General features: G+C 73.9%; 21 protein-coding genes and 1 pseudogene. 9 read left to right on the forward strand and 13 right to left on the reverse strand.

The window, feature by feature from the left end; genetic code table 11:
- Positions 1-51: 51 nt before the first annotated feature.
- Together ABEA77_RS20185 and ABEA77_RS20190 are read right to left on the reverse strand one after the other, a co-directional pair.
- Positions 52-519, reverse strand: a complete 468-nt coding sequence (locus tag ABEA77_RS20185) for an acyl-CoA thioesterase (RefSeq protein WP_345649364.1) — start codon at positions 517-519, stop codon at positions 52-54.
- A gap of 144 nt (positions 520-663) precedes the next feature.
- Positions 664-1,257 (reverse strand): TetR/AcrR family transcriptional regulator, encoded by a 594-nt coding sequence (locus ABEA77_RS20190; protein ID WP_345649367.1) that lies wholly within the window; start codon positions 1,255-1,257, stop codon positions 664-666.
- Between the two features lie 132 nt (positions 1,258-1,389).
- Here ABEA77_RS20190 and ABEA77_RS20195 point away from each other — a divergent pair, with 132 nt between their 5' ends.
- The 3 genes and pseudogenes from ABEA77_RS20195 to ABEA77_RS20200 all read left to right on the forward strand — a co-directional run bounded on the left by ABEA77_RS20195 (position 1,390) and on the right by ABEA77_RS20200 (position 3,087).
- Entirely contained in the window at positions 1,390-2,154 is a 765-nt protein-coding gene (locus tag ABEA77_RS20195) for an enoyl-CoA hydratase/isomerase family protein (protein WP_345649370.1), read from the forward strand.
- A 214-nt stretch (positions 2,155-2,368) separates the two neighbouring features.
- A pseudogene (locus tag ABEA77_RS34015) lies at positions 2,369-2,752 on the forward strand (maleylpyruvate isomerase N-terminal domain-containing protein); the annotation flags it as partial.
- Between the two features lie 56 nt (positions 2,753-2,808).
- Complete coding sequence (locus ABEA77_RS20200) at positions 2,809-3,087, forward strand: hypothetical protein (protein WP_345649372.1); 279 nt, start codon at positions 2,809-2,811, stop codon at positions 3,085-3,087.
- Between the two features lie 239 nt (positions 3,088-3,326).
- On the opposite strand, the gene ABEA77_RS20205 is transcribed toward ABEA77_RS20200, so the two are convergent.
- Positions 3,327-3,923, reverse strand: a complete 597-nt coding sequence (locus ABEA77_RS20205; RefSeq protein WP_345649374.1) for an alpha/beta fold hydrolase — start codon at positions 3,921-3,923, stop codon at positions 3,327-3,329.
- Between the two features lie 97 nt (positions 3,924-4,020).
- Positions 4,021-4,395, reverse strand: a complete 375-nt coding sequence (locus ABEA77_RS20210) for an STAS domain-containing protein (RefSeq protein ID WP_345649376.1) — start codon at positions 4,393-4,395, stop codon at positions 4,021-4,023.
- 231 nt (positions 4,396-4,626) lie between these two features.
- Between ABEA77_RS20210 and ABEA77_RS20215 the strand changes: the two genes are divergently transcribed.
- A complete protein-coding gene (locus ABEA77_RS20215; RefSeq protein WP_345649378.1) occupies positions 4,627-5,145 on the forward strand; it encodes a sigma factor in 519 nt (172 codons plus the stop codon).
- Complete coding sequence (locus ABEA77_RS20220; protein WP_345649380.1) at positions 5,142-6,269, forward strand: maleylpyruvate isomerase N-terminal domain-containing protein; 1,128 nt, start codon at positions 5,142-5,144, stop codon at positions 6,267-6,269. The genes ABEA77_RS20215 and ABEA77_RS20220 overlap by 4 nt, the downstream gene beginning before the upstream one ends.
- A gap of 75 nt (positions 6,270-6,344) precedes the next feature.
- Here the strand turns inward: ABEA77_RS20220 and purU are convergent, their stop codons facing one another.
- Both purU and ABEA77_RS20230 read right to left on the reverse strand, forming a co-directional pair.
- Positions 6,345-7,268: a formyltetrahydrofolate deformylase gene (gene purU, locus ABEA77_RS20225; RefSeq protein ID WP_345649382.1), complete on the reverse strand. Its 924-nt coding sequence runs from the start codon at positions 7,266-7,268 to the stop codon at positions 6,345-6,347.
- A 113-nt stretch (positions 7,269-7,381) separates the two neighbouring features.
- Complete coding sequence (locus tag ABEA77_RS20230; protein WP_345649525.1) at positions 7,382-7,828, reverse strand: SCO4402 family protein; 447 nt, start codon at positions 7,826-7,828, stop codon at positions 7,382-7,384.
- Positions 7,829-8,075: 247 nt separating this feature from the next.
- Here ABEA77_RS20230 and ABEA77_RS20235 point away from each other — a divergent pair, with 247 nt between their 5' ends.
- Positions 8,076-9,374: an ABC transporter substrate-binding protein gene (locus ABEA77_RS20235; protein WP_345649384.1), complete on the forward strand. Its 1,299-nt coding sequence runs from the start codon at positions 8,076-8,078 to the stop codon at positions 9,372-9,374.
- A 46-nt stretch (positions 9,375-9,420) separates the two neighbouring features.
- Here the strand turns inward: ABEA77_RS20235 and ABEA77_RS20240 are convergent, their stop codons facing one another.
- Together ABEA77_RS20240 and ABEA77_RS20245 are read right to left on the reverse strand one after the other, a co-directional pair.
- Complete coding sequence (locus ABEA77_RS20240) at positions 9,421-11,058, reverse strand: hypothetical protein (protein WP_345649386.1); 1,638 nt, start codon at positions 11,056-11,058, stop codon at positions 9,421-9,423.
- A 179-nt stretch (positions 11,059-11,237) separates the two neighbouring features.
- Complete coding sequence (locus tag ABEA77_RS20245) at positions 11,238-12,629, reverse strand: NsdA family TPR-like regulatory protein (protein ID WP_345649388.1); 1,392 nt, start codon at positions 12,627-12,629, stop codon at positions 11,238-11,240.
- Positions 12,630-12,990: 361 nt separating this feature from the next.
- Between ABEA77_RS20245 and ABEA77_RS20250 the strand changes: the two genes are divergently transcribed.
- A complete protein-coding gene (locus tag ABEA77_RS20250) occupies positions 12,991-13,662 on the forward strand; it encodes a bifunctional DNA primase/polymerase (RefSeq protein ID WP_345649528.1) in 672 nt (223 codons plus the stop codon).
- A 98-nt stretch (positions 13,663-13,760) separates the two neighbouring features.
- Here the strand turns inward: ABEA77_RS20250 and uppS are convergent, their stop codons facing one another.
- Together uppS and ABEA77_RS20260 are read right to left on the reverse strand one after the other, a co-directional pair.
- Entirely contained in the window at positions 13,761-16,463 is a 2,703-nt protein-coding gene (uppS, locus tag ABEA77_RS20255; RefSeq protein WP_345649390.1) for a polyprenyl diphosphate synthase, read from the reverse strand.
- The gene (locus ABEA77_RS20260; RefSeq protein ID WP_425588337.1) at positions 16,460-17,050 is read right to left on the reverse strand and encodes an ATP-binding cassette domain-containing protein; all 591 of its coding nucleotides are present in this window, start codon (positions 17,048-17,050) and stop codon (positions 16,460-16,462) included. The genes uppS and ABEA77_RS20260 overlap by 4 nt, the downstream gene beginning before the upstream one ends.
- Before the next feature lie 326 nt (positions 17,051-17,376).
- Between ABEA77_RS20260 and ABEA77_RS20265 the strand changes: the two genes are divergently transcribed.
- Together ABEA77_RS20265 and ABEA77_RS20270 are read left to right on the forward strand one after the other, a co-directional pair.
- Positions 17,377-18,288 carry an ABC transporter ATP-binding protein gene (locus tag ABEA77_RS20265; protein ID WP_345649394.1) on the forward strand — a complete coding sequence of 304 codons (912 nt, stop codon included), beginning with the start codon at positions 17,377-17,379 and terminating at the stop codon, positions 18,286-18,288.
- The gene (locus ABEA77_RS20270) at positions 18,285-19,883 is read left to right on the forward strand and encodes a transporter (protein WP_345649396.1); all 1,599 of its coding nucleotides are present in this window, start codon (positions 18,285-18,287) and stop codon (positions 19,881-19,883) included. Before ABEA77_RS20265 ends, ABEA77_RS20270 begins: the two co-directional genes overlap by 4 nt.
- 296 nt (positions 19,884-20,179) lie before the next feature.
- Here the strand turns inward: ABEA77_RS20270 and ABEA77_RS20275 are convergent, their stop codons facing one another.
- The 3 genes from ABEA77_RS20275 to ABEA77_RS20285 form a co-directional block, all read right to left on the reverse strand.
- Positions 20,180-21,091, reverse strand: a complete 912-nt coding sequence (locus tag ABEA77_RS20275) for an alpha/beta fold hydrolase (RefSeq protein WP_345649398.1) — start codon at positions 21,089-21,091, stop codon at positions 20,180-20,182.
- 428 nt (positions 21,092-21,519) lie between these two features.
- Positions 21,520-22,215, reverse strand: coding sequence for an iron-dependent transcriptional repressor DtxR (locus tag ABEA77_RS20280; protein WP_345649401.1), 696 nt, complete (start codon positions 22,213-22,215; stop codon positions 21,520-21,522).
- A gap of 160 nt (positions 22,216-22,375) precedes the next feature.
- Positions 22,376-23,155 carry an SDR family NAD(P)-dependent oxidoreductase gene (locus ABEA77_RS20285; RefSeq protein WP_345649404.1) on the reverse strand — a complete coding sequence of 260 codons (780 nt, stop codon included), beginning with the start codon at positions 23,153-23,155 and terminating at the stop codon, positions 22,376-22,378.
- Between the last annotated feature and the right edge of the window lie 78 nt (positions 23,156-23,233).

Raw genomic sequence — 23,233 nt, forward strand, 5'->3', positions numbered from 1 at the left:
CGACTTGGGGGCGCGCCCCGCCCGCGGGCGCCGGAGCCCGGCCCGCGGGCGCTACGCGGCCAGTTCGCGCAGCCGCTCGGCGAGGGCGCGGGCCCGGTCGCTCCAGGGCGCGGGCCGCCGGGTCCCCGGGTCGAGCCGCACGACGGTCCTGCTGCCCCGCGCGTACGACACACCGGCCTGCGGGTCGCACACGTCGAACCCGTACGTGAGGCTGGTGGTGCCGAGGTGCTCGACCCTCAGGCGCACCGCGTAGCGGCCGGGCCGCGTGATGGGCCGGTCGAAGGTGATCCTGACCTCCTTGACGACGTTGAAGCCGTCCTCCATCTGGCCCCAGTCGGCGTCAAAGGCGATCCCGTGCCCCTGCCAGTAGGAGATCCACGCGCGCTCCGTGAGCACCCCGTAGCGGGCGTTGTGCAGCATGCCGAACGAGTCCAGGTCGTCGAAGTGGACCTCGACGGGGACCAGGGCCCCGAAAGCCGGGTCCGCTGCCTGCTGTGCGCTGTCGGTGGCCGTGCTCATGACGGGCTTCTCCGTGGGTGTCGCATGGTGCCGAAGCGGCGGCCGCCGCCCTCGGGTGCGCGCGTGGCGCTCCGGTCCGGGCGACGCTGCTGGACCGACTTTCCCTATCGTACGATCACAAAGACATCGGGGGTGGGCCGCGCCTCACCCCTGGAGCGCCCGCCCGACCAGTACCCGCGCCGCCTCCCGCGCCGCCTCGGCCCAGCCGCCGCCCGGCTCGGCATAGGCGCTGGTCATGGCGCCGTCGTAGAGCATGGCGAGCTGCCGCGCCAACGGATCGGCGCCGTCCGCCGGCCCCGGGGCGCCCGCCTCGCGCAGCAGCCCGGCAAAGAGCGTCCTGACCCAGGCGCGGTGGCCGAGGTTCACCTGGTGGCCCGGCGCCCCCCGGTCCGACTCGGCCTCGGCGTTGATGAACGGGCAGCCACGGAAGTCGTCGGTCTCGAACCACTCCCCGAGCAGGTCGAAGACGCGCAGGATGCGCTCCTCCGGGGAGCCGCCCCGGGCGCGCAGCTGCTCGGTGACGTGCGCCTGCCATGCCTCGCTGCGCCCGCGCAGGTACTGGGCGACCAGGTCGTCCTTGGTGCGGAAGTACGTGTACATCGTGGCCTTCGAGACGCCGGCCTCGGCCGCGATGAGGTCGACACCCGTGGCGTGCAGGCCCTTCTCGTAGAACAGCCGGTCCGCGGTGGCGAGGACGCGTTCGAGACCGGGGCGGCGGCGGGGCTTCGGCGTGGTCACACCACCAGGCTACCAGGGGGTCGAACAGACCTGTTCGGTTAACGCTTGACAAAAACTGAACAGCCCTGTTCACTCGAACTCGCTGAACAGACCTGTTCAGTTTTGAGACGCATTCCAGCGAGAGGGACGACCATGACCACGCCGGACTACTTCACCCAGTACGAGAACCTCGCCATGTCCCGCGACGAGGACGGCGTGCTGCTCGTCCGCTTCCACACCAAGGGCGGACCGGTCACCTTCACCGGGCAGACGCACGAGGACTTCCCCGAGGCCCTGGAGCGGATCGCCCTGGACCGCGACAACAGGGCGATGGTGCTGACGGGTACGGGCGACTCCTTCATGGACCAGATCGACGGCCCGAGCCTGGGTGAGATCTTCAAGCCCGCGGCCTGGGAGAAGACCCGCGTCGAGGGCGCCAAGGTGCTCCAGCGCCTGGTCGAGCTGCCGCTGCCGGTGGTCGGCGTGGCGAACGGCCCGGCCGTCATCCACTCCGAGTACCTCCTGCTCTCCGACATCCACATCGCCTCCGAGCGCGCGACCTACGCCGACGTCCCGCACCCCTCGTTCGGGATCACGGGCGGCGACGGCGTACAGGTCGTCTGGGAGGAGGCCGCGGGCACCGCACGCGCCAAGTGGCTGCTGTGGACGGGCGAGCCGATCGACGCGCGGACCGCCCTCGACTGGGGCGTCGTCAGCGAGGTCGTCGCCCACGAGCGCGCCGTCGAACGCGGCCTGGAGATCGCCAGGGGCCTCGCGGCCAAGCCGGCGCTCTACCGCAGCCTGCAGAAGCAGACCCTCAACAGGAACCTCCGCAAGCGCATCGTCCAGGACGTCCCGTTCGGCATGGCCCTGGAGGGCCTGACCGCCGCCGACCTCGCCTACCAGCCCCAGGCCTGACCCAGGGCACCGCACCCGGTGCCGCCCCCGCCCCCGGGCCGGGCGCGGCACCTCGCCCGGCTCCCCGACCCACCCCAGGACCAGGAACGACCATGCACCTCCCCGCACCCGGCACCCCCGGGCCCAGGACCACGGCACCGCCCCCGCCGGCACTCCGCCCGGACAGGACGCGGCCCGCCCCTCGGCCCGGTGGCTCGACGCGCTCCACGACACCTCGGCGCGCCTGCGCGCCCTGGCCACCCCCCTCTCCGCCGACGACCTGACCCGCCCCTCCTTCGCGTCCGGCTGGACGGTCGCCCAGGTCCTCTCCCACCTCGGCAGCGCCGCCGAGATCTGCGCGGGCCTCGTGCGGCGCGGCCTCGCGGGCGACGAACGCGGCCCGCGGCGCGAGGAGTCGACTCCCGTCTGGGACAGGCGGAACGCGCTGGACCCGGCCGGGCAGCGCCGGAGCTGGCTGGACGCGGACGCCGCCCACCTCGGGCTGCTGGACTCCGTCACTGCGGCCCGGGAGGCGGACCTGGGCATCCCCTACTTCGCGGGCCCGACGGACCTGGCGACGTACCTCGGCCACCGGCTCTCCGAGCAGGCCCTGCACGGCTGGGACGTCGAGGCCGCCTTCGACCCGGCAGCGGTGGTCGCACACGCCGACCCGGTGTGGGAGCGGCTCGACCCCGTCGCGTCCCGCTTCCACGCGGCCGAGGCGCGCGCCGCGGCGGATCGCCCTGCGCCACGGGGGGCAGGGCGGACCACCTCGACGTCGGCGCCGGGCTCCACCTCGTCGCGGGGCCCGCCGCCGACCCCGCGACCACCGTCACGGGCACCACGGACGCCCTGCTGCGCCTGGTCTACGGGCGGTCCCGCCCCGCCGACGCCCTTGAGGTCACCGGGGCGGGCGGCCGGGCGGACCCGGCCGCCCTCTTTCCCGGCTTCTGACCGGGACCGCCGCCGCGCCTCCGCCCCCTGCCCGTACCGGACAGGGGGCGGAGGCGTGTGTGCGCCAGGGAGCGTCCGACACATGCCGTCGGCCGCCCGAAGGGCGGGACTGACGGCGTCCGGCGCGTGCTGCCGCACGGCGGAGGACCGGCCGTGTGCCGGACGTACCAGGCCGACCCCGACAACGCGGCGAGAGTGCGCCAGGCACCGTCAGCCAGGCGGTAGGTGGCAGACACGACCTACGCCGGCAGGGACGTGGTGAAGTCCCGTACTGCGGCGGCGAAGGCGGCGGGTTCCTCGATGTGGCCGAGGTGGCCGCTGTCGGCCAGTTCGACCAGGCGCGAGCCGGGGATCAGCGCGTGCAGTTCGCCGGCCCAGCGGGGGCCGCAGGGGATGTCGTAGTGGCCGACCAGGACCAGGGCGGGCACGGTGAGCGCGGGGAGCGCCGCCCGGTCGTCGATGGTGTCGGGGGTGCCGTCGGCGTCGGCGGACGAGATGTACGTGCAGGTCAGGGTCGTGCGCAGCTCCTTGAACTCGTCCTCGCGCTCCCAGTAGTGGGCGACGTAGGCGGGCAGCAGGTCGCGCAGCGCCGCGGTGATCCCCTCGTCGTCCCTGGCGGCGCCCGCGGCCTGGAGCCCGGCGAGCACGGCGGGAAGCTCGGGGTTGCCCTCGTTGCGGCGGACGAAGTCGCCGACCCCGGCAGCCGCCTCGGCCATGTGCTCGGGGCCGGTCACCGGGGCGCTCTCGTACAGCACGAGGCCGGGCAGCCGCTCCGGGTGGCGCAGCGCGACGTACTGGGCGACGAAGCCGCCGTGCGAGTGCCCGAGGAGGATCACCTTGGGGCAGGGCGAGCCGGTCGAGCCGCGCGCCGAGCGCGGTCATCTCGCCGGCGCGCGGCGTGCCCGTGAGCGGGTGCCGCGAAGCCGGGGCCGCTCAGGCAGAGAGCGGCTCCGCCTCGTCGTCGACGGCGGCGTCGGAGTCCGGGTATATCTCGAAGAGGCGCCGCACGCCGAGCGCGGTCAGGACGCGGTTGACGTGCGAGCCGTCCGTCATACCCCCGGCGGGCAGCACGACCCGCAGCGACCCCTGGCAGGAGCGGAGGAGGCGGCGGGTGGCGACCAGCACACCGACCCCGCTCGAATCGCAGAAGTACACGTCGGAGAGGTCGACCACGAGCGCTCTGTGGCCCTCGGCGACGGCGTCGTGCACCCGGCGGCGGACTTCGGGCGAGGTCATGAGATCCAGCTCACCTGTGATGTGGAGCACGGTCCACCGGCCCTGTGCCGCCTCTGCCACGTCGAGTGTCACGCGCCCAGAACCTCCTCGTCCCCCACTCCGTGCCGGACCCGTACGCCGGGCCCCCGTGTCCCCGGGGTCTGCCCCGTTGTCCCCGCTCGAAACATCGTTTCCGCGGCACGACCGGCGCAGGGGCGCACTTGCGATAAAGGGGCGTGCGCCGTGGGCGCCGACGACTACATTCTGACGAGGCGGGACGGGACGGGGGCGGCCCGGAAGGCCGGAGGAAGTCTGGGGGAGCACATGGCGGCGGAGACATCGCCCCGGTGGGACCGGAGGATGCGGCAGCGGCTCGCGCACGGCGAGGAGGCCGCGCTCGGCGAGCTGTACGACCGGCTGGCGTCGACGGTGCACAGCCTCGCGCACCGGGTCCTTGAGGACGAGGGCGCAGCCGACGAGGTCACCCGCGAGGTCTTCGCCCATGTCTGGCAGCACCCCGAGGAGTTCGGCCCGGGACGGGGCACGCTGCGCAGCCTGCTCGCGGCGCTCGCGAGCGACTGCGCCGTGCGGCGGCTGCGGGAGGGCGGCGCCGCCTCCGAGGGACGCGTCCGCAGGGCGGCCACCGCGGCGCGCGCCGACTTCATCGTGACGTCGATGCCGGTGCCGCTGCGGGCCGCGCTGGACAGCGCGTACCACCAGCGGCGCACCTACCGGCAGACCGCGCGCGACCTCAACGTCACCGAGGACGAGGCGCGCAGGCGGCTGCGCCTCGGCCTCCAGTTGCTGTCGTCCGCGGGCGGCGGCCCGGGGACCGCCCCGTGACCAGCTCGTACCGGACCGTGCCCGCGGGTCCCTCGCACAGCGTGCTCAGGTCGCTGCTCGGCGCCTGGGCGCTCTCGGCGTGCTCGCCCGAGGAGACCACCTATGTGGAGGCGCACCTGACCGAGTGCGACGCCTGCGCCGAGGAGGCGCTGCGGCTGCGCGACGCGGTGGGGCTGCTGCACACGGAGCACTCGCTCGACCTCGATCCGCAGCTGCGCTCCCGGGTGCTCGCGGACTGCCTGGCCCGCAGGCCGGCCCGAACGCCGGTGCCCGACTGGGCGCGCGCGTACGACGCGGAGGCGGCCCGGCTCGACGCCCTGGTGCGCGACATCGGGGACGGCGAGTGGCACGCGCCGGTGCGGCTGCGCTGGTTCGAGGAGGAGCGGCCGGTGGCGCGCCGCACCACGGTCGCGGGTGTGATCGGCCACCTGATGGTGGTGGACGGCCTGGTCGGGGTGGCGCTCGGCCTCGACGACCCGCTCTCCCCCGCCGCGCCGCTCCGGCCAGAGCAGCGCACCGAGCGGTTCTGGGGCGCGGCGTCCGCGCCGCCCACGCGGGGCGTGCACGCGCCGTGGCGGGAGCAGCACCACTCGCTGATACGGCGGGTGTCGTTCGCGTCGGACGGCGTGGACGGCGTGCCCGTGTCGTACGGGGACTTCGAACTGCCGCTGCGCGACGCGATGGTGGACCGGGCCTTCGAGTGCTGGATACACGGGACGGACATCGCGGAGGCGGTCGCCTATCCGTACGCGGCGCCGGGCGGCACGTACCGGCGGGAGATGATCGACCTCACCGCGCGGCGGCTGCCGGGCGCCCTGGCGCTGCGCAGGCGGCACGGGCTCGCGGGCCCGCCGGACGAGCTGGTGGCCGCCGGCGCGCCCGGCAGGTCGCTGCACCTGGAGGTGGAGGGCGCGGGCGGCGGCGACTGGTTCATCCCGCTCGACTCCCCGGCAGCGGTCGGCTCCGCGGACCGGGTGGTGGCGCAACTGGCGCTGGAGGACGTCGAGTTCTGCCAGCTGGTGGCGGGCCGCGTGGAGCCTGACGAGGCAGCCGCCGGCCGCCGCGGCGACCGTGCGGCGGCGCGGGACGTGCTGTACGCGGCGGCGGGCCTCAGCCGGATGTAGCCGGCGCGCCCGCCCGGAGCGGCCGTCGGGCGAGGACGGTCGACGGACGAAGACGACGTCGGGCGCGGACTGGCCTCAGGCGAAGACGACCGTGCGCGCGCCGTTCAGCAGGATCCGGTGCTCCGCGTGCCACAGGACCGCGCGGGCCAGCGCCCGGCACTCCACGTCCCGGCCGGTCGCCACCAGTTGCCCGGGGGTGACCTCGTGGCCGACGCGCTCCACCTCCTGCTCGATGATGGGGCCCTCGTCGAGTTCGGCGGTGACGTAGTGGGCGGTCGCGCCGATCAGTTTCACGCCGCGCGCGTGCGCCTGGTGGTAGGGGCGCGCGCCCTTGAAGCTCGGCAGGAACGAGTGGTGGATGTTGATGATCCGCCCGTTGAGCTGCTTGCACAGGTCGTCGGAGATGACCTGCATGTACCGCGCGAGCACGACGAGTTCGACGTTTTCCTCGCGGACGAGGGCGAGCAGCCGCTGTTCGGCCTCCGCCTTGGTGTCCCGGGTGACGGGGATGTGGTGGAAGGGGATGCCGTACGAGCCGGCGAGCTGCTCGAAGTCGCGGTGGTTGGAGACGACGGCGGCGATGTCGACCGGCAGGGCGCCGATGCTCGCCCGGAACAGCAGGTCGTTGAGGCAGTGGCCGAACTTGCTGACCATGAGCACGATCCGCATGCGCGCGTCGGCGCGGTGGATCTGCCAGTCCATCCGGAAGGCGTCGCCGATCGCCGCGAAGCTGGCCCGCAGCTTCTCGACGGACACGGCCTCGCCCCCGGCCCCCGCGTCCTTCGCGGGCGCGGCCTCGGCGGAGAAGTGCACGCGCATGAAGAACAGGCCGGTGTCGCGGTCGCCGAACTGGCGGCTGTCCTCGATGTTGCAGCCGGTCATGAAGAGGTAGCTGGACACGGCGTGCACGATGCCCTGCTTGTCGGGGCAGGCCAGCGTCAGGACGTACTGCTCGCGCGGGGCGCTCGCGGTCCCCGCGGCTGCGGTCGGCTCGGTCATACCCCGGAGGATTCCATACGGCGGCCCGCCGCGGCCCGCACCGTCCACAGGCCGGGCGGCGGGGCCCTGCGGGCCACCGGCCCGCGGGCCCCCGGTAGCGGCCCGCGGGCCGCTCATACCGCCCGGTTCATGATCCGCAGCACGTCCAGGGACTGCGGCGAGGCGTCCGGGTCGTCGCCGTCGTTCGTCGCGAGGAGTACGTGCGCCTCGCGGGCTGCGCGTACGGCCTCCGGCCAGCCGTGGTGCTCCAGGTAGGCGGAGACCAGGGCGTCGGGGCCCACCTGGTGCATGATCCGCAGGACGCGCAGCACGGCGACGTCGACGAGGGCGGCCTCGGCGGAGTCGCGGAAGATCGTGCCGACGTACTTCTCCGCCGACCAGCTGTCCAGCCAGGTGTCCTCGACCAGGCGGTACACGGCGTCGGTGACGTCGCCGTACCCCTCGCGGCCCGCGAGCCAGCACTCCTGGTGGAAGACCGGGTCCGAAAGCATGTGCAGCGCGGAGCGCACGTTGCTGCGCCAGCGCCACCACGGCATGTCGTTCAAGGGCATGCCGCCCATGGTGGAGGAGCGACGGGCCCGACGGGAAGAGTTCTCTGCACCTTGCTGCACGGTGATCGATCGTACGGGGACGGCCGCGGGCCCGCGGAACCCGCCCGGCCTGCGGCGCACGTCCCCGCCCGCGCCCGGGGCGCGCAGGCGCGGACACGACTCCTCCGCACGTCCCCGCCCGCTGTTCACCTCGCGGACACCCGGGGTGCAACCGCGGCTGGGGGCGCGTTCCCCGCTGGCCGGAAGCCTGCGGGGAATGAGCGCCCGGTCGCGTCCTGCCCTCCCCGCCCGTCTCCGCCCGCCCCGCGCCGCGCGGCTGCGGGCGCTGTGCGCCACCGTGGTCGGCGCCTGCCTGCTCGCCGGATGCGGGGCGCTGCCGGGCGGCAGCGGCGGCAAGGACGACATCACGGTCATGACCTGGGCGCCCGTCGGCACGAACGCCACGAACATGCCGGGGATGCCCGGCATGGCGAAGGCGTACGCCCGCTGGGCCGACGCGCACGGCGGGCTGTCCGGGCACAAGCTGACCGTCCTGACCTGCAACGAGCGCAACACCCCCGCCGGTGCGGCGGCCTGCGCGCGGGAGGCGGTGGCGAGGAAGGTCGACGCGGTCGTCGGCTCGTACAGCCAGTGGGGGCAGCAGTTCATGGCGCCCCTGGAGGCCGCGTCGATCCCCTACATCGGCGGGTTCGGTCTGAGCAGCCAGGAGTTCACGAGCTACCTCTCCTACCCGGTCAACGGCGGCCAGGCGACGCTCCTCGCGGGCAACGGCCGGCAGCTCGCGGACTCCGACTGCGCGGACACCGCGCTCGTACGGCCCGACACCAGCGCGGGCGACACCCTGGCGCGGCTGCTCGACGCGGGCCTCGCCACCCACCGCGGCGGCCGGGCCACGGACGTGCGGGCACCCGAGGACGCCACGGGCTACCAGCAGCAGGCGGAGCGCGCGCGGGACGCGGCGGGCGCGGGCGGCTGCGTGACCGCCCAGCTCGGCGACCACACGTCGACGTTCTTCGACTCGTTCAGGCGCCTGTCGGACGACGGGCTCGACGTGCGGGTCTCCTCGGTCGTGGGCAGCGTGGGCCAGCCGCTGATCGACGCGTCGGGCGGCGCGGAGGGGCTTTTCGAGAAGGCCCTCGTGACCGGCTGGTACCCAGCCTCGTCCGACCCGGCGTGGGACGCGATGAAGAAGGTCATCTCCACGGAGGCGTTCGAGGACACCACGGTCGATGCCGACGACGCGGGCGTGCAGACCACCTGGATCGCCTACACCGCGCTCGCGCAGGTCGTCGCGGCCGTCAAGGGCGACGAGGTCGACGCGGGCCGGATCGTCGACGCGCTCGACAGCGGCACCACGGTCCGCACGGGCGGCCTGACCCCGCCCCTGCGCTGGCGCTACCAGGACATGCTGGGCGCGCCGGGCTTCCCCCGCATCGTCGACCCCGACGTGACGTACCTCATGGTCAGCGGCGGCCGTCTGGTGGCCCAGAGGAAGGGCTTCGTCGACCTGGCATCCACCCTCCTCGCCTCGGGCACCCAGGCACCGGCGGAGTAGCCCGCCGCGCGCCGGCACGCGGCCGACCCGGCCGTGGACGGGCCCGCTACAGGTCCGAGGCCGTGCGCTGCTGGAGGCCGTACTGGCCTGCGATGGAGTTCCAGAGCTTCGCCGCGCGGGTCTTGGCGGTGGTGGCCTCGCCGCTCGCCCGGTCGCCCTGGCCCGTGGCGCTGGTGCGGCGGGCGCTGCCGTGCTTGCAGACCTTGCGGCTCTTGGCCTGGGTTGCCCACTGGGCGTAGTGGTTGTCGGCGGAGGCGGACGCCTTCCAGCCCTCGGTGAGGGCGGCGGCGAGCGCCGCGTGGTCGGGGAGCTTGTCGATGGTGATCTTGCCGAGCCGGTCGACGAGGCCCTGCCGCTGGGAGGCCGCGCCGTGCAGGTCGTCGGCCGCGCCGTCGAGGTTCTTGCAGGACTTGATGGAGCCGACCGCGCCGATCACGGCCTCGCGGCTGCTGTTGCTGTCGGCGAGGAGCGCGTCGAGGGCCTTGGCCTGGCCCGCCGCGGCGTCGGAGCCCGCGGTCGCGCCGCCGCTCGCCGAGGCCGCGGGCGACTGCGCGGCGACCGTGCTCTGGTCCTTGTCCCCGTCGCCGCCCCCGCCGCCGGTGCTGAGCAGCGCGCCGACGCCGAGGCCGACCGCCGCGACGCCCGCGACCGCCGCGATGAGGATCGCCGGGGACTTCTTCCTGCCGGGTCTTGAGCCGTCCGCCCGGTAGTCGTCGGGGCGGGCGGGCGGCGGCGTCCCGTATCCGCCGCTCGGCTGGGCGGGCGGCGGATAGCCGTAGCCGCCTGGCTGGGCAGGACCGGGTCCTGCGGGCGGCGGGTAGCCGTACCCGGGTGCGCGCAGGGGCAGTTGCTGGGTGGGGTCGGCGAACTGGCCCTGACTCAGCGGCGGGTTGAGGCTGACGCCTCGCGTCTGGTTCATCCGGCCGCCGCGCGCGGGCGTGCCGTCGTCACTGCGGAAGAGGTTGTCGAACTCCGCGGGCGGCTGCCGGGGCGCGTCCTCGCCGTCCGCGCTCCGGGGCGGGGTGTACGGCGGGGTGTGCGGGCCGTCCGGCTGCGGCGGCGGCACGGGCGAGAGGAACTGTGTGGCCTGCGCGTCCGGGTTCTGGCCTCGCTCCCCGACGTGTCCGTTCTGCTGCGGGAAGGGCGGTATGTACTGGGTGGCCTGTGCGTCGGGGTCCTGGCCCTGGCCCCCGCCTGCCACCGGCGGCAGGTACTGCGTCGCGTCCGCCGCGCCGGGCGCGGGCGACTCCGCGGGCAGCGGCTGCGCGCCGCCGCGGGGGTAGCCGTAGCCGTGCCCGCCGCCGTACGGCTCGGGCGCGTACGGCTGCCCGTCGGCGTGCGCCCCCTCCCCGGGGGCGCCGTAGGAGGCGCGGTGGGCGCCGCCGTAGGACCCGCCGTCCGGGGAGCCGCCGCCGTAGCCGCCGTACTCCCCGCCGTAGCCGGGCTGTCCGGCGCCCGGCCCGTAGCCTGACCCGTCCTGGCGCCCGTGGCGCGGTCCGTGGCCCCGGTCGTCGCGCTCCCCGTACTCGCCGTACTCTCCGTACTCGGAGTAAGGGGAGTACTCGGGCAGCGGCAGGCCCCCGGGGTCGTTCGGGCCGTCGCCCGCCGGGCGCCAGGGCTGCTGCTCCCATGGCTGCCCGTCGGCAGGCGTGACCCGCTCATTCCCTTGCCCGCGCTGCGTCACCAGGTGCTCCTACATGTGGAACGTGTGGACCTTCGCCATCGTCGGCTCACGCTACCGGGTGAATCCAGCGCTCTGCCACGCATGCCGCCGTACGTGACGAACGCCCCGTCACGCGGGTCCCGCGACGCCCGCGGGGTGGCCGTGCCCCTGGTCCGCGACCGCGCCCCACGCCGCTGCCGTCACGCCACTTCCCACATCACCCGCCCGTCCAGGCGCTCACCGAACTCCCGTACCGCCGCCTCCTTCCCGTACGGTTCGAGCCGCACCCGCAGATCGTCCAGGTATTCCTTGCCGCGGCTCGAACGCAGCGAGCCGAGCAGGTCGGCCGCCTCGGAGCCGGTGCGGCACGCCTCCTCCACCTCGCGCTGCTGCACCTGGGCGGCGGCAAGCACCGCGAGGCCGATGGCACGGCGCCGCGCGCGGGTCTCCGGGTGCCCGTCGAGCGCGTCGCGCGCGTGCTGCGCGGCGGCCTCCGGGCGGCCGAGGTCCCGGTAGCAGTGGGCGAGTTCGTCGGCGAGGTACGCCTGGTCGAAGTGGGCGATCCAGTCCGGGTCGTCCTCGGGTCCCCCGGCCCGGTCGAGGGCGGTCTGCGCCTTGTTCGCGACCTCCTGGCACGCGTGCGAGTCGCCCATGAGGGCGTGGCCCCTCGCCTCCGCCGCGTAGAACATCGCGAGGGCGCGCTCCGGCACCTGCCCCCGCGTGCCCTCCTGCGCCGCCCGCGCCAACTGGGCGATCTCACGCGGGTTTCCGAGCTGCGCGGCGAGGTGGCTCATCGAGGCGGCGAGCACATAGCCGCCGTAGCCGCGGTCCCCCGCCGCCTGCGCGAGCCGCAACGCCTGGATGTAGTAGCGCTGCGCGAGAGCCGGCTGCCCGGTGTCCACGGCCATGTACCCGGCGAGTTCGGTCAGCCGCGCGACGGCCGCGAACAGCCGTCGCCCGATGGCCTCCTTGTACGAGCCGGCCAGTAGTCCGGACACGACGCTGTTGAGGTAGTGGACGACGACAGGCCGCACGTGCCCGCTGCCGAACCGGTGGTCGAGCCCGGTGAGCGCGGTGGTCATGGCCTCGACCGCGTCCACGTCGCCGCCGCCGACGCGGGCGCCCGCCGACCGCTCGATCGCCGTGTCGGCGCCGGTGATCAGCCAGTCCCTGCTGGGCTCCACGAGCGCGGAGGACGCCACGGACGAGCCGGTCAGGAAGTCGCGGCGGCCGACGTCGCTGCGCCACAGCTCGCAGACCTGCTCGATCGCTCCGACGACGGTCGGCGCGAACTGGAGGCCCACGCCGGACGCGAGGTGCTTGCCGTTGGCCATGCCGATCTCGTCGATCGTGACCGTACGGCCCAGCTTGCGGCCGAGCGCCTCGGCGATGATGCCGGGGGCCCGACCGCGCGGCTGCTGGCCGCGCAGCCAGCGCGCCACGGAGGTCTTGTCGTACCGCAGGTCGAGACCGCGCTCGTGGCCGACCATGTTGACCCGCCGGGCGAGGCCCGCGTTGGAACACGCGGCCTCCTGGATGAGCGCCTGGAGCCGTTCGTTCGGCTGGCGGGCGACGAGAGGTCTGGCTGCCAATGGAAACCCCCTGTGGTCGCAGTGATCATTTCCGTCACACTGCCCTGCTGATGTGCCTCGAATGCGAAAGTTCAGCGTTATTGATGACGTTCGTGCCGTTCACCGGGTGTGTCGCGGGTGGCGCCTGCCATGCTGCGTCGACCGGTCCGCCGTGCGGCGTCCCGTGCCGCCGTCCTGCGCGGGGCCCGGCCGGAAGCCCCCGGCCGGGCGGGGCCGGGCGAGAGGCCCCGAAGAGGGCTACCCGCTTCCGGGGCCCCGGTCCGCGCGCGCCCCCGGAAGTGCACCGGTGCGCCCCACATGCCGGTTTTCGCCTTTTCGCGAGCCGGGGCGCACGCCGTAACCCGCGGTGGCACCGGGAGTTGTGCTGTGCGTGGAAGAGAGCATCGGTGTCGAAGACGCCGCCAGGATCCCCCGACAGCGCGCCCAACTGCCCCTGGAATGCGCGGTGATGTATGCGGAGGAACGACACTGGGAGGTGTTCCCCGGGACCTGGCTGGAGCCCGGGGTGGGCACGGAGTGGTGTTCCTGCGGCGCGTCCGGCTGCCGCGCGCCGGGCGCACATCCGGCGCGCGAGGACTGGGCCGCGGAGGCGACGAGCAGCGGCGGCGGGGCGCGCAGGCTGTGGACGCGCCGCCCGAAGGCGTCGGTCCTGCTGCCCACGGGCCGCTCGTTCGACGTGCTCGACGTACCGGAGTCGGCCGGCTTCCTCGCGCTGGCCCGCATGGAGCGGATGGGGGTCCCGCTCGGGCCGGTGGCGTGCACGCCCGGCCGCAGGGTGTTCTTCTTCGTCCTGCCGGGCGGCGCGGCGAAGGCGCCGGGGCTGGTGCGCGCCCTCGGCTGGTCGCCCGCCACGCTCGGCCTCGCCGCGCACGGCGAGAACGGCTGGGTCCCCGCCCCGCCGACCCGCGTGGGCGGCGCGGGCGCCGTCCAGTGGGTGCGCCGCCCCACCAGGACCAACCGCTGGCTGCCCGACGCGGAGGAGGTCGCGAGCCCCCTCGCCTACGCCTGCGGCCAGGAGCCCGCGCGGCGCTGAGGCCACGTCCACGTCTCCCCGCCCGGCCGCCGGGGCCGGGCGCCCCGGGCGCGTTGTTCGTACCGTGCACGACACGCCGGCCTGCCGGCGGCCGGGTCTCACCCCTCCGCTGGTTCGCCGAGTCTGTCGCTTCCCGACGTTCGTCCGGCTCCCGGCACTTGAGCGCCCCGCGGGCCGGTGGCCCCGAAACGGCGCTCGCGGCGGGTGTAGGTCTCGATGGCCTGCCACAGATGGGTGCGGTCGAAGTCGGGCCAGAGGGTGGGAAGGAAGATCAGTTCGGCGTAGGTGGACTGCCAGGGCAGGAAGTTGGAGATGCGCTGTTCGCCGGCCGTGCGGATGAGCAGGTCCACGTCGGGCAGGTCGGGCTGGTGGAGATGCCGGGCGACGTGCCGCTGGGTGATCTGGTCGGGGTGGAGGTCGCCCCGGACGGCCTGGCGCGCGAGGGCCTGCGCGGCCTGGGTGATCTCGCTGCGCCCCCCGTAGTTGAAACAGAGGTTGACCGTCAGTCCGGTACGGCCGCGGGTGGCTTCGACGGTTCGCCGGATGCTGTCCGAAAAGTCCGCCGACAAGCCGTCGGGCCGTCCCGACCAGAGCAGTCGGACATCGCGCTGCCAGATCTCCTCGGTGTCCAGGTCAGTGGCGTCGCGGACGATGCGCAGAATCGTCTCGATCTCGGACGCCGGGCGCACCCAGTTCTCAGTGGACAGGGCGTACAGGCTCAGGTTCGCGAGGCCGATCTCAAGGGCGCCGTAGACGGCGTCGCGCACCGCCTGCCGGCCGGCGTGGTGCCCGTCGCCGCGAGACTGATCGCGGGCGGTCGCCCATCGGCCGTTGCCGTCCATGATGACGGCGACGTGCCGGGGCATGCTGTGGCCGGCCGGCGAGGGCGGGCGGGCGCCACCGCGGTGGGGCACCGGCGGGAGCAGGCGTCCGCCGCTGGTGGGAGCCTCCGCCCCGGGCTCCGGTCGTTGGCCGGGCAGGGCGGTGGGCGGCGTGGCCGGGCCGGCGCAGAGGCAGCGCCGCCAGGCTCGGGCGACGCGCAGCCGGCCGTACAGAAGCCTGCCGCGGAACCGGAGGGTGGTGACCGGGTGGCGGTGACGCGGAAGTGCTCGCGGGCCGGCCTCCATCCGCCGCAGTTCCAGGCGCTGCAGAGCGATGAGGGTCTGGAATGCCTCAGCCAGCGGGGGGTGCTGAGCCCCCACACGCCCGGCCTGGTCGAGCCACCGCCGTACCTGTTCTGTCAGCTCACGGACCATCGCGGTGACATGGTCGCCTGCCTGCCCCGTTCGCAGGTCTCCGCACGTCACCCCGTACCGGTCGAGGACGGTCTCGGGCAGCTTGACCAGGCCGTTCTCCGCGTCCTCGCGCAGGTCGCGAAGGCAGGCGAGCAGGTTGAAGGCGCGGTTCCAGGAGCGCAGCGCCTCGGCGTCGGACGGGGTGACCGCGAGGCCGGGACCCGCGAGCAGTGCGATCAGCCGCTTGAGGCCGAAGGCGAAGGCAGGAGTGTCCCCGTAGGTGTGCCAGTCCTCCCACGTTGCGAAACGGTGGTGCTCCTGGGCCTCCAGGCGGTGGAGGGCGTTGGCCGCGGACACCTTCTCCGCCGGCAGATCCCAAGCCCACACCGCGTGCACGACAGCAGCGCGCAGCGGGTCGTCGCTGTGGCCGCTGCGCAGCTCGGCCTCCAGCGCTTCGCCGAACGCCCGCACGCGCGCGGCTCGCGCGTCCCGGTGCGCGCCCTTCGCGTCGGACAGGTCGTCGACGGTGCGGGCGTATGCATGGACCGCCCACAGCATGGGTCGCAGACGCGCCGGGAGGAGCTGCGGGAAGGAGGCCTCCAAGCCTCCGGACGCGTGCACCAGCCGACGGCACGTCTCGTATCCGGCCACGATGTCGGGATCGGTGATGCCCGCCTTCCGGTAGACGCGGGAACGCACCGGATGCCGCAACCGGCTCGTGATCCGCCGCGCCTTCCGCGCAGTGCCGCCCGGCTGCGGGACGGCACCTCGTGCACGACCGCGTCCTGACGGCCGGCGGACCGCGCGGGAGAGCCTGCTGCGCGTGCGGTGGTGGAAGACGAAGAGGGCGAGGAGGGCCGCGGCGGTGAACCACAGCAGTTCGATGCCCAGGCAGTCGGGCACCGAGGTGGTGGAGAAGCCGGCGGCGGCACCTGCCTGGAGAGCGCCGTAGGACGGCAGGAACCGCATGACCGGGCTGTCGGCACCGGAGCTGAGAATGGGGTTCTGCAGGGCGTTGTCCACCACGCTGGTCATGACGATGGCGAACATGCCCTCTACTTCGCGGCGCAGCAGGGAGCCGAAGACGACGCCCAGGGCCCCGTAGGTCAGACCGGCGCAGCACAGGGCCGCGGCGAGCAGGAGAGGCTGTCGCGGGGACGAGAACAGACAGATGAAGGCCGTCGCGTAGGCGGAGACGAGCGCGGAGGCCAGGGCCAGTGAGGTGGTCTTGGCCAGTACGAGGTGGGTGCGCGGGTAGCCCGCCAGGACCAGACGCCGGTCGAAGCTGCCCCCGGCGAAAGTGGCGGCGAACATCATGAACCCGGTGATCAGCGTGACGGCGTTGATGGCCCCGCTGATCCCGGTGAGTTCGTTGCCTGCCGTGCTCAGCGACTCGCCGGTGGCCTTGAGTTCGAAGGGAACAGATCGTCGGGGGACGGCCAGATGGGCCAGGGTGATCCAGGTGGGGACGTAGAAGAGCACCAGCACCGTGGCGAACCGGTTGCGGGCATGCTCGGTCAGGTCGTAGCGGACGGCCGTGAGGAGCAGGTCCGCGTGGCGTCTCATGCCGCCGCCGCAGGCTCGGCCCGCAGGACACCGTGCTCCAGACGCCACAACTGGTCGAGCCGCTCGGCGTCGTAGGCCAGGTGGGAGACGAGCAGCACGGACCTCCCGGTGTCCCGCAGCCGGCCGGCCAGGTCCCAGAAGCGCTGGTAGGTGTCCCAGTCGAACCCCTGGTAGGGCTCGTCGAGCAGCAGCACCTGCGGGTCGTGCATGAGCGCCAGGGTCAGGTTCAGCTTCTGCCGGGTGCCGCCGCTGAGCACCCCGGCCCGCGCGCCGTGATACTCCGAGAACCGCAGGACATCCATGATCTCCTCGGCATGGTGCAGGTCGGCCAGGCCGAAGGCGGCCTGGAAGAACTCCAGATGCTGCCGGACCGTGAGCGCGTCGTTGAGCACGACCTCCTGCGGGCAGTAGCCGAACGCCCCGCGGTGGTGCACCGTACCGCTGTCGGGGCGCACCTCACCGGAGAGGATCTTCAGCAGAGTGCTCTTGCCGGCTCCGTTCTCACCGACGACGCCGGCCAGCACGCCCCTTCCGAGGTCCAGATCGATGCCGCTGAGCACTTCCCGCCGTCCGTAGGCGTGACGCAGTCCGCTCACCCGCACGGCTGCTCCCCGCGGCAGAGGGTCAATGACCTGGGGGGCCGGAGCAAGGCCCATGCACTCTTCACGCATCCGTAACGATGAGGGCGTTGCCGCGTAACGACCCTACTCTGATGGATATTTCAGCTAAATACATAGTGAATACCCATCTTCCTGACAGACCTCACCGCCACCGCGCCGTCCGAAGCCGCCCCGGCCGGGGAGCCGGCAGGCGGGGGCCGCCCTCCTATTCCGGGCTGATGACCGCCCGCCGGGGTGCCCCTACGCTGGGCCGTCCATGGGGGAGACAGAGATACGGGGAGCAGGTGCAGCAGATGCCGGACCAGGCATGGCAGGGGCACGACGGCACGGGGGCGGAGGCGGACGCGGGGGCGCGGGCCGGTGCGGGTGGCGCACCGGGTGCGGACGCGGCGGCGCGGGCGGACGCGGGGGCGCGAGGGGCGCGAGAGGGCACGCGGGAGGTGGCCGTCCGGGTCGGGGGGTTGTGGAAGCGGTTCGGGGAGCAGGTCGCGGTCGCCGGGATCGATCTCGCGCTGCCCGCGGGGCAGTTCATCGGGCTCGTCGGGCCGAACGGCGCGGGCAAGACGACGACGCTCTCCATGATCACGGGGCTGCTCAGGCCCGACCAGGGGCGGGTCACCGTCGCGGGGCGCGACGTGTGGCGCGATCCGGCCGAGGTCAAAGCCAGGATCGGGGTGCTGCCCGAGGGCCTGCGGCTGTTCGAGCGGCTCTCGGGGCGCGAGCTGCTCGCGTACACGGGCAGGCTGCGCGGCCTGCCGGGCGCGGAGGTCGACAAGCGCGCGGACCAGCTGCTCGACGTGCTGGACCTGGCGGGCTCGCGGGACAAGCTGGTGGTGGACTACTCGACGGGCATGCGGAAGAAGATCGGCCTGGCCGCCGCGCTGCTGCACAATCCCGAAGTCCTGTTCCTGGACGAGCCGTTCGAGGGCGTCGACCCGGTCTCCGCGCAGACCATCCGCGATGTGCTGGTCCGCTACACGGGCTCGGGCGCGACCGTGGTCTTCTCCAGCCATGTGATGGAGCTGGTGGAGTCGCTGTGCGACTGGGTCGCGGTGATGGCCGCCGGCCGCATCCGCGCGCAGGGCACGCTCGCCGAGGTACGGGGTGACGCGGCGTCCCTCCAGAGCGCGTTCCTCGAACTGGTCGGCGCGCAGGCCCGCGCGGCCGGCGGCTCCCTCGACTGGCTCGGCGGGGGTGCGAAGTGACGGCGGCGGCGGGCGGGCTGACGCCCGTCGTCATCCGGCTGAAGCTGTCCCTGCTCCGAAACGGCCTGCGCCAGTCGTCCAGCAGGACGGCGGTCTGGGTGACGTCGCTGGTGATCGTGGTGCTGCTGTCGGCGGGTGTCCTGCTGGGCCTCGCGGTGCTGCGCGCCGTGGACGACGCGGTGGCGCCCGTGGTGCTGGTGGTGCTGCTGCTGGCACTGGGGTGGACGGTGATGCCGCTGTTCTTCCCGAGCGGCGACGAGACCCTCGACACGACGCGCCTGGCGATGCTGCCGCTGCGTCCGCGTCCCCTGACGGGCGCGCTGCTCGTGGCGTCGCTGGTGGGCCTGGGCCCGCTGTTCTCGCTGTGCCTGCTGGTGGGCGCGGCGATCGCGACGGCGCACGGCGCCGTGGCCGTGGTCGTCGCCGTGTTCGCGGTGGTGGTGACGCTGCTGACCTGCGTGGGCCTCGCGCGGGCCGTGGCCGCGGCCAACACCCGCCTGCTGACCTCCCGCAGGGGCCGCGACCTCGCGGTGCTGAGCGGTCTGCTGATCGCGGTCGGCATCCAGCTGGTCAACTTCTGGGTGCAGCGCATCGGCCAGTCGTCCTCGGGCCTGTCGTCCCTGGACCCGACGGCCTCGGTGGTGCGGTGGATCCCGCCCGCTTCCGCGCTGGGCGCGGTGGCGTCGGCGAGCGAGGGCGCGTACGGGCGGATGGCGGGGCAGCTCGCCCTGGCGCTCGCGCTGCTCGCCGCGGTCCTCGTGGTGTGGCAGCGCACGATGGTGCGGCTGATGACGTCTCCGGACAGCTCGACGATCGCCGCAGCGGCGCCGAAGCGCCGGGGCCGCCGCGGGGGCGGAACCTCGCTGCTGCCCGAGGGCCGTACGGGCACGGTGATGCTGCGCACGCTGCGCTATGCCGTACGGGACCCCAAGACCAAGACGGCGTGGGTGTCCGCTCTGGTGGTGGGCCTGATCGTGCCCGTGTTCAACGCGGTGCAGGGCGCGAGCACGGTCTACTTCGGCTGCTTCGCGGCGGGTGTGCTCGGCACGCAGATGTTCAACCAGTTCGGCCAGGACACGTCGGCGTTCTGGATGGTCGCGATGACGATCGCGTCGAAGCGTGACGCGTATCTGGAGCTGCGGGCGCGCGCGCTCGCGCTGCTGCTCGTGACGCTGCCGTACTCGCTGGTCGTCAGCTTCCTCATGGCCGCGCTCACGCACGACTGGCGGGCGCTGCCCGAGGTGGTGGGCCTGTCCTGGGCGCTGCTCGGCGCGCTGGTGGCACTGGGCGCGACGGCGTCTGCGCTGCTGCCGTACTCGATCCCGCAGGAGACCAGGAAGAACGTCGCGCCGGGCCAGACGAGCCTGGCGATGTGGTCGGTCCTGGGCGGTCTGGTGGCGTCGCCGCTGCTGGCCTCTCCGATCCTGGGCCTGACGATCTGGCTGCACGTCGCCGGCCACACCGGCGCGACCTGGCTGGTCCTGCCGGTGGGCGCGGTCTACGGCGCCGTGGTCGCCTGGCTCGGCGTCCGCGCCGCGTCCCGCCCGCTGCTTGACCGCCTGCCGGAGATCCTCACCGCGGTCAGCAAGGGCTGAGCCCGCGCGGCCCCCGGCCCGCGTGCCGGGGGCCGCGCGCGCCCGCGCCCGCCCCGCACGGTCGCGCCGCCTACGAAACGTCCCCGCGCACCGTCACGCGAGCCGCCGGGTTCACGGGCACGCCCGCGCACGAGCCCGGCGCCTCCGGCCGCGCAGGGGTGCGCCGCCGGGTACCCACCCCGCAGGCGCCGCGCACGGGGCGCCCTCCGTGAACAACCGCGTACGAGCGGTACGAGCGCGTACGAGCGCCCACGGGCATGTGCCCCCCTCTCGCGCGCCCCGGCGCCTCCGCCGCCCTACGCCCCCGCCGCGAGCACCCCGTTCAGGAACGGTTCGGTGGCGGTGCGCCAGGCCGCCGGGTCGGCGTAGTGGACCAGGTGTCCCGCGTCCGGTATCTCGGCGTACTCCCCGCGCGGCAGCACCCGGACCATCTCCATGGCCTCGGCGCGGCCCAGCTCGCCGTCGACGCCGCGCACCACCAGCGTCGGGCACTCGACCTGCGCAAGCTCGTCCCAGTGCGCGTCGTAGACCCAGGTCTCGCGGGTCCGCAGCATCTGGGAGCGGGAGAAGACCGGGCGCCAGCCGTCCTCGCGCAGGGTCATCATGTCGGCGTGGAAGTCGCCGCGGGCGGGTCTGCGGGCACCCGCGAGCCACGGGTCCTCCTCGGCGAACCAGCGGCGCGCCGCGGCGAGCGAGGGGAACGGGACCGGCCAGGTGCGGAACCACTCCTCCCACGCGAGCTGCGACGCCCCGCCCAGCGCCGACGCCCGCATGTCGAAGATCACCAGCGCCCGCACCAGGTCGGGCCTGCGCGCGGCCAGCTGCCAGGCGGTGAGCGCGCCCATGGCGTGGCCGACCAGCGTGACCGGCGCGAGCCCCAGCGCCTCTATGACCGCCTCCGCGTCGGCGACATACGCCTCGCGGGTCAGCAGGCCGTCCGCGGGCCGCTCGCTCTCCCCGTGCCCCCGCTGGTCGTAGGCGACGACCCGGTGCCGCTCCGCCAGCCACTGCGCCGTCCCGGCCCAGTGGGACGCGCGGCCCATCAGCCCGTGGAGCAGCAGCACCCCGGGCTCGGTGGCGGCGCCCGCCGGGGGCGCCAGGCCCTCGGGCCCGCCCCCGCGCCCGTACTCCCAGGTCGCGAGGCGTATCCCATCGGCGCCGATCACATCGGTGCGTCGCACACCGTGCTTCGCGTAGTGCTCCTGCATGTGTCCTGGCCCCCCTTCGGTTCTGAGTGGTCGCGTCAGATTCCGTGCTGCTCGTGAACGGATGCGGTGCTGCTTGGTGAACCGTTCGAACGGTTGCGGCGGACGGAGGATTCCGTCCCGGACCGTCCGCGCCCCCCGCGCCGGTCTCCATGCCGTCGAACCCGTGTTGCATCTGGCGAGATCTTATCGAACTGCGATTCGAACACGGGCCACCGAAGCCCAACATCGCTCATTCGAGTGACCATCTTCCATGATTGGCCGCCCGGCCCCTGGGGAGATCTTCCACCGGGAGGGCGGACCGCTCGGGGATGACGGTCCGAAGGGCCGACCCTGGGAGCTCGGGGCTCCGGGTCGGTGCAGGGGAGGGAAGGGCCCCGGTGCCGCTCGGCACCGGGGCCCCCTCCATGCCGGGGGCCGCCGCGCGGGTCTCAGCGCTTCGCGACGAACACGTGCGACGCGACCTCGGAGCCCAGCTCCGCCGCCTCACCGCTGCTGCCGACGAGGACGCCGGCGGGCGACTCCGTCACGCTGACGACCGAGCCCGGCTGCACGCCCGCCCGCCGCAGCGTGTACATCAGCTGCGCGTCGGTCTGGATGGGCTCGCCGATCCGCCGCACGACGACCGTCTTGCCGTCCACGCCCGCGTCCAGGTCGGCGAGGCTCACGAGCCCCGCGTCGAGGAACGGGTCGGCGGCCTCTCCGGCCTCGCCCAGCTCGGCGAGGCCCGGGATCGGGTTCCCGTACGGCGACTCCGTGGGGTGGCGCAGCAGATCGAGCACCCGCTTCTCCACCGCCTCGCTCATCACGTGCTCCCAGCGGCACGCCTCCGCGTGGACCTGCTCCCACTCCAGGCCGATCACGTCCACGAGCAGGCACTCCGCGAGGCGGTGCTTGCGCATGACGCGGGTGGCGAGCATGCGGCCCTCGTCCGTCAGGTCGAGGTGCCGGTCGCCCGCGACCGTGAGCAGGCCGTCGCGCTCCATGCGCGCCACGGTCTGGGAGACCGTGGGGCCGCTCTGGTCGAGACGCTCGGCGATCCGGGCGCGCATGGGGACCACACCTTCCTCCTCCAGCTCAAGGATGGTGCGGAGATACATCTCCGTGGTGTCGATCAGTCCGGACATACGTGCCCCTTGTGGATTCGTTGCGGCCCTGGCTTCAATTCTGACGCATCCCGCCGACAACCGTGCCCCGCCCGTCCGCCCCATGACGACTGGGCGAACGCGCGGCCCGCGGACGATCACGGCGGAACCCGCGGCGCGCGGACCGCGGCGCGCCGCCCTTTCAGTAGTGGATGGCTCCCCTTGCGCCCCCGGAGGGGACGATCGGGTCGCCGTTGAGCGCGACGCTGAGCGGGCTCGCCAGGAACGCGACGACGGCCGCCACCTCGTCGGGTTCCACGATCCTGCCGATGGAGACGGACGCCGCGAGCTCCCGTTCCACCTGTTCGACGGGGACCCCCCGGTCGGCGGCCCGCGTGGCGATCACGCCGATCTGCGTCTCGGTGCGGGTCATACCAGGATGCACCACCGTGACGTTCACCCCCTGCGGACCGAGTTCATCGGCCAGATTCTTGCTCATCGCCGCTACGGCGGCGTTACGCACGGAGCCCACCACGGAACCGCTGCTGCGCGCCGCGAGCCCCGCGATGTTGACGACGCGGCCCCAGCCGCGCTCCGCCATCCCGGGCGCGAGAGCCCGCACGGTGCGCAGGTAGCCGCGCACCTTGACGTTGATCTGCTCCTCAAGAGCGTCCTCGGGGAAGGCGCCGGGGCTCGCCTTGGCCGCGTTGTTCACCAGGATGTCCACGCCGCCGAGCAGCCGCGCCGCCTCGTCCGCCATCGCGGCGACGGAGGCGTCGTCGCCGGTGTCCGCCGCGATCCCGACGACCGTGGCCCCGGTCTCCTCCGCGAGGGCCGCGGCCCGCTCCTTCACCACGGCCGCGTCCCGCGCCACGAGCGCCACCGCCGCGCCCTCGCGGGCCAGCGCCCGCCCGACCGCGAACCCGATGCCCCGGCTCCCGCCGGTCACGAGGGCACGTCGTCCGGTCAGCTGCAGATCCATCGCGGGCTCCTGTCGCAGGGGGGTGTGCTCTGTACGCGGCCGTACGCACGCGGAGGGCCGCCGTACGCGTCAACGTAC

Source organism: Streptomyces tremellae, from assembly GCF_039540215.1.
GTDB classification, from domain to species: Bacteria; Actinomycetota; Actinomycetes; order Streptomycetales; family Streptomycetaceae; genus Streptomyces; species Streptomyces tremellae.